At 40.8% G+C, this 8,987-nt stretch carries 9 protein-coding genes and 10 tRNA genes; 17 read left to right on the top strand and 2 right to left on the bottom strand.

Annotated elements, in window-relative coordinates:
• Nucleotides 1–3 precede the first annotated feature (3 nt).
• Nucleotides 4–732, bottom strand: coding sequence for a rhomboid family intramembrane serine protease (locus tag BR30_RS0100255; RefSeq protein ID WP_026563207.1), 729 nt, complete (start codon nt 730–732; stop codon nt 4–6).
• Between the two features lie 100 nt (nt 733–832).
• Here BR30_RS0100255 and acpS point away from each other — a divergent pair, with 100 nt between their 5' ends.
• From acpS to BR30_RS0100285, 6 genes are all read left to right on the top strand, one after another.
• Nucleotides 833–1,183 (top strand): holo-ACP synthase, encoded by a 351-nt coding sequence (gene acpS / locus BR30_RS0100260; RefSeq protein WP_026563208.1) that lies wholly within the window; start codon nt 833–835, stop codon nt 1,181–1,183.
• Between the two features lie 194 nt (nt 1,184–1,377).
• Nucleotides 1,378–2,391 carry a LolA family protein gene (locus BR30_RS0100265; RefSeq protein WP_026563209.1) on the top strand — a complete coding sequence of 338 codons (1,014 nt, stop codon included), beginning with the start codon at nt 1,378–1,380 and terminating at the stop codon, nt 2,389–2,391.
• 123 nt (nt 2,392–2,514) lie between these two features.
• Complete coding sequence (gene alr / locus BR30_RS0100270; RefSeq protein WP_026563210.1) at nt 2,515–3,678, top strand: alanine racemase; 1,164 nt, start codon at nt 2,515–2,517, stop codon at nt 3,676–3,678.
• Between the two features lie 271 nt (nt 3,679–3,949).
• On the top strand, nt 3,950–4,231 hold the full coding sequence (locus BR30_RS0100275; protein ID WP_007083557.1) for a CopG family ribbon-helix-helix protein: 282 nt from the start codon (nt 3,950–3,952) through the stop codon (nt 4,229–4,231).
• 4 nt (nt 4,232–4,235) lie between these two features.
• Nucleotides 4,236–4,586: a type II toxin-antitoxin system endoribonuclease NdoA gene (gene ndoA, locus BR30_RS0100280; protein WP_007083556.1), complete on the top strand. Its 351-nt coding sequence runs from the start codon at nt 4,236–4,238 to the stop codon at nt 4,584–4,586.
• 184 nt (nt 4,587–4,770) lie between these two features.
• Nucleotides 4,771–6,945, top strand: coding sequence for a Tex family protein (locus BR30_RS0100285; protein ID WP_155928396.1), 2,175 nt, complete (start codon nt 4,771–4,773; stop codon nt 6,943–6,945).
• A 14-nt stretch (nt 6,946–6,959) separates the two neighbouring features.
• Here the strand turns inward: BR30_RS0100285 and cmpA are convergent, their stop codons facing one another.
• Nucleotides 6,960–7,073: a cortex morphogenetic protein CmpA gene (cmpA, locus tag BR30_RS36420; RefSeq protein ID WP_144555672.1), complete on the bottom strand. Its 114-nt coding sequence runs from the start codon at nt 7,071–7,073 to the stop codon at nt 6,960–6,962.
• 87 nt (nt 7,074–7,160) lie between these two features.
• Between cmpA and BR30_RS0100290 the strand changes: the two genes are divergently transcribed.
• The 11 genes from BR30_RS0100290 (at nt 7,161) to BR30_RS0100340 (ending at nt 8,816) form a co-directional block, all read left to right on the top strand.
• Nucleotides 7,161–7,634, top strand: coding sequence for a SprT family protein (locus BR30_RS0100290; protein ID WP_026563212.1), 474 nt, complete (start codon nt 7,161–7,163; stop codon nt 7,632–7,634).
• A gap of 109 nt (nt 7,635–7,743) precedes the next feature.
• Nucleotides 7,744–7,818 (top strand) — tRNA-Asn (locus tag BR30_RS0100295).
• A gap of 3 nt (nt 7,819–7,821) precedes the next feature.
• Nucleotides 7,822–7,912, top strand: a tRNA-Ser gene (locus BR30_RS0100300).
• A gap of 11 nt (nt 7,913–7,923) precedes the next feature.
• Nucleotides 7,924–7,995, top strand: a tRNA-Glu gene (locus BR30_RS0100305).
• Between the two features lie 60 nt (nt 7,996–8,055).
• Nucleotides 8,056–8,130, top strand: a tRNA-Gln gene (locus BR30_RS0100310).
• 26 nt (nt 8,131–8,156) lie between these two features.
• A tRNA-Leu gene (locus tag BR30_RS0100315) sits at nt 8,157–8,241 on the top strand.
• 35 nt (nt 8,242–8,276) lie between these two features.
• Nucleotides 8,277–8,361 (top strand) — tRNA-Leu (locus tag BR30_RS0100320).
• 60 nt (nt 8,362–8,421) lie between these two features.
• Nucleotides 8,422–8,507 (top strand) — tRNA-Leu (locus BR30_RS0100325).
• 62 nt (nt 8,508–8,569) lie between these two features.
• Nucleotides 8,570–8,646, top strand: a tRNA-Arg gene (locus tag BR30_RS0100330).
• Nucleotides 8,647–8,652: 6 nt separating this feature from the next.
• A tRNA-Pro gene (locus tag BR30_RS0100335) sits at nt 8,653–8,729 on the top strand.
• A gap of 13 nt (nt 8,730–8,742) precedes the next feature.
• A tRNA-Gly gene (locus BR30_RS0100340) sits at nt 8,743–8,816 on the top strand.
• Nucleotides 8,817–8,987 lie beyond the last annotated feature (171 nt).

An 8,987-nucleotide genomic window follows, 5' to 3' on the forward strand; every position in this document is an offset into this window, starting at 1 on the left:
CTGTTATTTTTGTGCTAATAAACCAATAATAGCTATGATAATAATGGCGGCCCAGATGAGAATTTTCCAAGGAGATTGATAAGAGATACTTTTCTTCCTATTGCTGGCCCAGTTCGCGGTTCCCTGAATCGAATCTGAAAGATCCTTTTTATTAAAATAGGGAATAGCTCCTAGTAAAAAGCCGCCAAGTAAGCCAAATAGATGGGCGGTAATATTAATATTCGGCTGCAGGAATGTCATAATCAAACTAACCACACAAAGAGTAAGGATAATTTGGGAATTCTGTTTGGAAAGCATATGTTTCCGAAACATAATCATCGCAAGATAATAACCAAACAGTCCAAAAATCGCGCCACTTGAGCCAACATGTGTATAAGTAAGTGGCTCAAGCAGCAATGTGGCAACATTTGCAATGATCCCTGAGAGAAGATAAATGAATAAAAATCTACCGCTGCCAAGCATGCGCTCAAGCGCTGGTCCAAATAGTACAAGTGAAAAGCTATTAAACAGTGCGTGGGAGAACCCGCTATGCATAAAGGTTGGTGTAATTAGCCGCCAATATTCCCCTTCCATAATGTAAAGATTCACTCCAGAAAGATTTTCAAAGAACCAATTGTTTGGGAAGATTGGTAAACTAGTTAACAGATATAATCCTAAATGAATGGTAACAATAAAAGAAACAATTGGATAAAGGCGGATAAAATCGCGAAAGCTCTCCGTTCTCGTAAACATCACTTACACCTCCTGAGTCTCATACTATTTATTGACGAATTTCCATTCTTGTACACTATTACTTATGCTAATCATATAACAAATAGAAGGAAGATGAAGAATGATTAAAGGGATTGGAATCGATATTATTGAGCTTTCTAGGATTCAGAACATCCTTATGCGGCAAAAGAAGTTTGTCGACCGAGTGTTAACCCTGGCTGAACGGAAAAAATTTGAGGAGTTATCAGCAGCCAGAAAGGTAGAATTTTTAGCAGGGCGATTTGCGGCAAAAGAAGCTTTTTCAAAAGCAAATGGAACGGGTATAGGTGAGGAATTGTCATTTCTAGATATTGAAATTGAAAATGACAGCTACGGAAAACCATTTATTGCAAAGCCTGAGATCAGGGCCCATTTATCCATTTCACATAGTAGAGATTATGCCGTAGCGCAAGTAACGATTGAAGAAGAGTAGGACATTAATCTTTTTAAAAATAAAATAGCTTGGCAAAGTCCTTATCATAAACCCAAAGGTTGTCTCATATATTCATAGGGAAACAGGAGAGACAAGGTCAGCCATGGTCATTTTGGATAGCAAACTCCATTGCCTGACCCCTGCCTTACTCTTCTCCATAATCATATGAAATGAGACAAGAAGGGGTTGAAGGAATGAGGAAAAAGTTGTTGCTGCTAATCACAGGGCTAATGGTCATTTTTGTACTAGCTGCCTGTGGCTCTAAATCACAAGGTGATGTGGTCAAAGAGCTCACCGGGAAACTAGATGACTTAAGTGGCTACAAGGTGAATGCAAAAATGACATTGAAAATGGGATCAGATTCACAAATTTATAAAGTGGAAATTTGGCACAAGGATCCTACCTTTTATCGTGTGAATTTGAAAAATGCACAAAAAGACCAAAGTCAGATGATATTAAGGAATAACCAAGGGGTATTTGTTCTGACCCCTGCACTTAATAAGAGCTTCCGTTTCCAAAGCGATTGGCCGCAAAACAGCAGTCAGGCTTACTTGTATGAATCACTGATTAAGGACATTGTTGCCGATAAAAGCGCAAAGTTCTCTACCACAAAACAATATTATGTATTTGAAACGAAAACACGTTATCAAAACAATACAATGCTGCCATTCCAAGAGATTAAACTAAATAAAAGCGACTTATCCCCTGCGGTGGTAAAAGTAATGGATCCGGATCGAAATGCCCTTGTTACGGTAGAGTTTTCTAAAGTGAAATTTAATGCGAGCTTTGATAAGGATGATTTCGATATGAAGAAAAACATGACACGTGCGCAGCTTAATTTACCGGCCATGGCGGACGGCGGCGATGATGCCTTTACGGTCATGTATCCGACCACAGAGTTAAAAGGTACCAAATTAATTGAGGAAAAAGAAGTGTCGCTTGAAGATGGGAAAAGGGTTGTCCTTACTTACGATGGTAAAAAATCTTTTACCCTTGTCCAGGAAAAAGTTACAGCAAAAACAGCTTCCGCCAACCCAACCTATGTTGAAGGAGATATTGTCGACTTAGGTGTGACGATTGGAGCTGTTTCAGACCACTCGATTTCATGGTCGCATAATGGTGTAGATTACATGATTGCTTCAAAGAACTTAACCAAAGAAGAGTTAATTGAGGTGGCAACATCTGTCCAAGGTGAAGCCGTAAAATAAATTATTTAGCTAACAGGCTCATCTTGGGCCTGTTTTTTTGTTTGTTTGTAGTACGGAACAGTAGTATGATAATTTTGTGATAATAAAGAATGTATTTAATTAAAGCTATTAGGAAGTGGAAACATGGAAGAGCAAGGTTTTTTCTATCGTGATACATGGGCTGAAGTCGATTTAGATTGTATAACTGCCAATGTTGCCTCCATTAAAAAGCAATTGCCTCAAGAAGTGAAAGTGATTGCAGTTGTGAAAGCCAATGCTTACGGGCATGGAGATGTTCAAGTGGCAAAGACAGCACTAGAAGCAGGGGCGGCCTATCTTGCTGTTGCATTTATGGATGAGGCGATCGCTCTAAGGAATAAAGGAATTACAGCGCCTATCCTCGTTTTGGGAGCATCTCGTCCTGAAGATATCCAAGTGGCAGCAAAATTTGACATCACCCTTACTGTTTTTCAAAAGGAATGGCTAGAAAAGGCTTTGCAATATGTAAAAGCGGATGATCAAATTTCATTTCATATCAAAGTAGACACAGGTATGGGGAGAATTGGTGTGCGGAGTGTACCGGAATTAACTGCCCTCGAACAAATGATTTCTGAACATAGCCCATTTCATCTAGAAGGGATTTTTACTCATTTTGCGACGGCGGATGAACTAGATGAAACCTATATGTACCAGCAATTAAATTTATTCGAAAGTATGGTCACTGCGCTCAAACAAAAACCAAAATATGTTCATTCTAGCAATAGTGCAGCAACCTTGCGCTTTCCAAAGACTTATTTTAATGCCGTAAGGATTGGGATTGCGATGTATGGATTAACTCCTTCATTGGAGATGGAAGATAAAATTCCCTTCCAGCTAAAGGAGGCTTTTTCCCTTCGAACACGACTTGTCTATGTCAAGAAGATGCCAAAGGGTGAAAAATTGAGTTACGGGGCAACCTATGAAACTGACGATGAAGAGTGGATTGGAACCATTCCGGTTGGGTATGCGGACGGCTGGATACGCAAGCTGCAAGGGCAGGAAGTGCTGGTAGAAGGTGCTCGGGTACCGATTGTCGGTAGAATTTGTATGGATCAATGTATGGTCCGTCTTCCAAATCAAATGCCTATTGGAACACCGGTCACTCTAATCGGCGTACAGGAGAATCAGTTTATTTCAATCAATGAAATTGCCAAAAAACTAGAAACCATTAATTATGAAGTTCCCTGTATCATTACCAGTCGGGTTCCGCGTCTTTATAAAAAGGGAGGAAAAGTTGTCGATTTAAAAAATTATCTTCTCGAAAATTAAAGGCCTAAATAAAGTTTTTTCATCATATTTATGATATTGCGGTGATTTGTGCATAAAAGGGTCTTTTATTGGATTATAATACAGTAGTATTATAATTAGTCTATGCAATAGGTTCGATTAATGTTATTATTAGAAATGGTACAGATAATAAATGAAACTCACTGTGTGAAACAGGCCGAAAGGCGATTCATCATGTGTAGTGGCGTTTATGCATCAGAAGGAATTCTGGTTAGATAAAAATGGTGTGTAGTGATGGTGGAGGTGTATGTTTGTGTCTGAATCCGGCGCAACTACGGAAATCTTAGTGAAGTTACCGCAACATCTTTTAACTGAATTAGATGGTTTTGTGAAACAAGAGAATGTAAACCGCAGCGAGTTTATCTACCAGGCAACAAAAATGTATTTACGCGAACGTAAAAAGAGACAAATTCGCGAGTCGATGAGACGTGGATACATGGAAATGGCCAAGATAAATCTAGGGATTGCATCAGAAGCATTTTTAGCAGAATATGAGGCAGAACACACAGTTGAACGTCTTGTAAGCGGAGGATAATCCTTTGATAGTCAAACGTGGTGACGTTTATTTCGCGGACCTATCCCCAGTTGTTGGTTCTGAACAAGGCGGCGTCCGACCTGTACTTGTCATCCAAAACGACATCGGGAATCGGTTTAGTCCCACAGTGATTGTTGCAGCGATTACAGCTCAAATTCAAAAAGCCAAGCTTCCTACTCATGTAGAAATTGATGCGAAGCGCTACGGATTTGAACGAGATTCGGTCATTCTGTTAGAGCAAATTCGTACAATTGATAAGCAGCGGTTAACCGATAAAATCACCCATCTCGATGACGAAATGATGGAGAAAGTGGATGAAGCCTTGCAGGTAAGCCTGGGTCTCATCGAATTTTAATTTAAAGCACGCTCTTTTTAGAAAGAGCGTTTTTTCATACATATCCTGTCCTCATTCTCAAATTTGCTACGGCAAGCGTTACGCTTGCCTATTTTTTTTGAAAAAAATCAGGTGGAATGGCCGTTTAATGAAACGGTCTGTTTATTCTGCTACAATAGAATAAAAGGAATGGAGGACAAGTTTTGTGAATGATACTATCGTTAAAGATGATCAGTTGTTAAAGAAAATTGCTGCTGAGTTAGCAGTATCTTTTAAACAAGTAAAGAGTGTTATTTCATTATTAGATGAAGGCAATACAGTTCCTTTTATTGCTCGCTATCGTAAAGAAATGACGGGTGCACTTGATGAAGTCCAAATTAGAAATATTTTAGAACGCTGGCAGTATGTCCAAAACCTTGAGCAAAGAAAAGAAGAGGTTATCCGCATTATTGCTGAGCAAGGGAAATTAACTGACGAACTAAGCGCTGCCATCACTAAGGCTGAAAAGCTTCAAGAGGTTGAAGATTTATACAGACCTTATAAACAAAAAAGACGGACCAAAGCAACGGTTGCGAAGGAAAAAGGGCTTGAACCATTGGCTGAATGGCTGCTGACATTCTCGAAAGAATCGATTGAGGAAAAAGCAAAACAATTTTTATCAGAGGAAAAAGAAGTTTCTACTATTGAGAATGCCATTTCAGGCGCGAAAGATATTATTGCTGAACGGGTTTCGGATGATGCTGAAAGCCGAAAATGGATTCGTAGGGAAACCTTTAAATCTGGTGCGGTTGTATCGGTGGTAAAAGAAGCGGAAAAAGACGAGAAAAACGTCTATGAAATGTACTATGAATATGAGGAACCAGTAAATAAAATTGTACCACATCGAATTCTCGCGCTAAACCGCGGGGAAAAGGAAGATATTTTACGAGTATCGTTAAAGATGAATGCCGATTTAATCCTGTCGTATTTGTCGAGAAAATGGATTCGTGCCCAGCACTCACCGGCAGCACCTGTTGTGCTAGAGGCACTGGAGGATAGCTATAAACGATTGATTCAACCTTCGATTGAGCGCGAAATTCGGAGTGAATTAACGGATAAAGGTGAAGAGCAAGCTATACATATATTTTCAGAAAATCTTCGGAACTTACTTTTACAGCCACCACTAAAAGGTAAAGTGGTTATTGGAGTTGACCCTGCATACCGGACAGGCTGTAAACTGGCAGTGGTGGATGAAACAGGCAAGGTGTTGAAAATTGATGTGATCTATCCACATCCCCCTGTTTCGAAAACGAAAGAAGCTCGTGAAAAATTTATTAATATACTCCGTGACTATAAAGTAGAGATGGCTGCAATCGGAAATGGGACAGCTTCAAGGGAAACAGAACAGTTTGTTGCTGATATCTTAAAAGAAATGAATGAGGAAATTTTCTACTTGATCGTCAATGAAGCAGGGGCAAGTGTCTATTCTGCGTCTGAACTTGCCAGAGAAGAGTTTCCGAATCTACAGGTTGAAGAAAGAAGTGCGGCATCCATTGCCCGCCGTTTGCAGGATCCATTAGCAGAATTGGTGAAAATTGATCCGAAATCTGTTGGTGTTGGTCAATACCAGCATGATGTTTCCCAGAAACGACTATCAGAATCGTTACACTTTGTTGTTGAAACAGCCGTTAACCGAGTCGGTGTGAATGTTAATACCGCCTCTCCATCACTTTTACAATATGTAGCTGGGCTGAACAAAACAGCCGCAAATAATATTGTTAAAAAGCGTGAAGAGGAAGGGAAATTTACGAGTAGGGTTCAATTAAAGAAGGTTCCTCGTCTAGGGGCGAAAACCTATGAGCAGGCGATTGGCTTCTTGCGTGTATTGGATGGAAAACAGCCGCTTGATCGAACAGGGATTCATCCGGAAAATTACGATGAAGTGAAGAAATTATTAGCGAGTCTTGGGTTTACAACCGATGATCTTGGTTCGGAAGAGCTTAAAACAGCCCTAAATGGTCTTGAGTTAACATCTGTTTCTGAAGAACTTGCTATTGGTCAGTTGACCCTAAAGGACATAATTGATGCATTGGTAAGACCGGAACGTGATCCGCGTGATGATCTGCCTCGCCCTCTATTGAAAAAAGATGTTTTAAAGCTTGAGGACCTTAGTGCTGGATTGGAGCTACAAGGTACTGTTCGGAATGTGGTCGACTTCGGAGCGTTTGTCGATATCGGTGTGAAGCAGGACGGGCTTGTTCATATTTCTAAACTCAGCAACCGATTTGTAAAGCATCCTTTAGACATTGTATCAGTAGGGGATGTTGTCACCGTTTGGGTAGATTCGGTTGATATGAAAAAAGGCCGGGTGGCATTAACGATGCTAGCGCCAAATAAATAAAGAAAACACTGCTTTTAGGAGCAGTGTTTCTTTCTGTAAAAGAACCAGCACTGGTTTAGCATCTTGATTTGATAGCGATCTTTCTCATAGAAAGCTCTTTTCATTTGGTTTTGCAACCAAGTTGGCATAATAAAACCTCCCGAAAAGTACTAAAGGTATATACAATATATGCTATAATAGGTTGTCATGTTCGCATAGAAAGAGAGGGACCCAAAATGGAACAACATCAACTTCAATTACTAGTTGAAAAGATATCTGTTGAATCATTTGGGAAGCCGTTTTTGCATCAAGCATTCTTCAATCCAAGACTAAGATCAACGGGCGGCAGATACCTTCTTGGCACACATAATATTGAAATCAATAGAAAGTACTACGACCAGCTTGGCGAAAAAGAACTAGTAGGGATTATTAAACATGAACTTTGCCATTATCACCTTCACCTGGAAGGGAAGGGGTATCAGCATAAGGACCAAGATTTTAAGCATTTGTTAAAAAAAGTTGGTGCACCACGATTTTGTGCACAACTGCCAGATAATAATGTAAAACGAACATCGAAAAGAATCCTTCTGTATCAGTGTACGAAATGTCAGCAATTATACAGACGAAAAAGAAGCATTGATACTAGTAGATATGTGTGTGGAAAATGCAAAGGAAAATTGACGAAAGTAAAAGAAATAACCTTAGGGTAAGGTAGAAATTTTTTAAAAAAACTTTCTTCAAAACTATGTTGACTTTCTATTGTATCGTCATTATAATGTAAAGAGTCGATAAGGTAATCGCCTTGTTGAAAGAAATTATTCCGCAGTAGCTCAGTGGTAGAGCTATCGGCTGTTAACCGATCGGTCGTAGGTTCGAGTCCTACCTGCGGAGCCATATGGGGAAGTACTCAAGAGGCTGAAGAGGCGCCCCTGCTAAGGGTGTAGGTCGGGTAACCGGCGCGAGGGTTCAAATCCCTCCTTCTCCGCCATATAAATTTAAGGCCCCTTGGTCAAGCGGTTAAGACACCTCCCTTTCACGGAGGTAACACGGGTTCGAGTCCCGTAGGGGTCATTTGGGACGGGAAGTGACCGTGATTCATTTCCTGTTTCTTATTCTTAATTAAACTATTATTGGGCTATAGCCAAGCGGTAAGGCATCGCACTTTGACTGCGACATGCGTTGGTTCAAATCCAGCTAGCCCAGCCATTTTTTTAAAATCAATAAATATCTATGCGGGTGTGGCGGAATTGGCAGACGCACCAGACTTAGGATCTGGCGCCGCAAGGCGTGGGGGTTCGACTCCCTTCACCCGCACCAAAGTTTTTTGCGAAAGCAAAATAACTTTCAATATTGCGGGTGTGGCGGAATTGGCAGACGCACCAGACTTAGGATCTGGCGCCGCAAGGCGTGGGGGTTCGACTCCCTTCACCCGCACCAAACTTTTACTTGAATTTAATTAGTTGGTGTGATAAGATTAATTTTGTCGCTAATTATCATGCGGTCGTGGCGGAATGGCAGACGCGCTAGGTTGAGGGCCTAGTGGGGGCAACCCCGTGGAGGTTCAAGTCCTCTCGGCCGCACCAAATAAATTCTTGACAGACAATACCGAGTGTGTTATAATTTAAAAGTTGACTTTTTAATTAATGCGCCCGTAGCTCAATTGGATAGAGCGTCTGACTACGGATCAGAAGGTTGTGGATTCGACTTCTTCCGGGCGCGCCATATAGACGGGAAGTAGCTCAGCTTGGTAGAGCACTTGGTTTGGGACCAAGGGGTCGCAGGTTCGAATCCTGTCTTCCCGACCATTTAAATTAATATGCGGGTGTAGTTTACTGGTAAAACCTCAGCCTTCCAAGCTGATGTAGTGGGTTCGATTCCCATCACCCGCTCCAAAACTTCTAATAATTGTTCTTTGAAAACTAAACAAACAAAATCGTGCGAACAAACAATAAATTTTAGTTTCAACTGTGAAACTAAGCCAACGTAACAAATGAGCTAATCAACTTTCTTGGAGAGTTTGATCCTGGCTCAGGACGAACGCTGGCGGCGTGCCTAATACATGC

The sequence above is a fragment of the Bacillus sp. UNC41MFS5 genome (genome assembly GCF_000686805.1).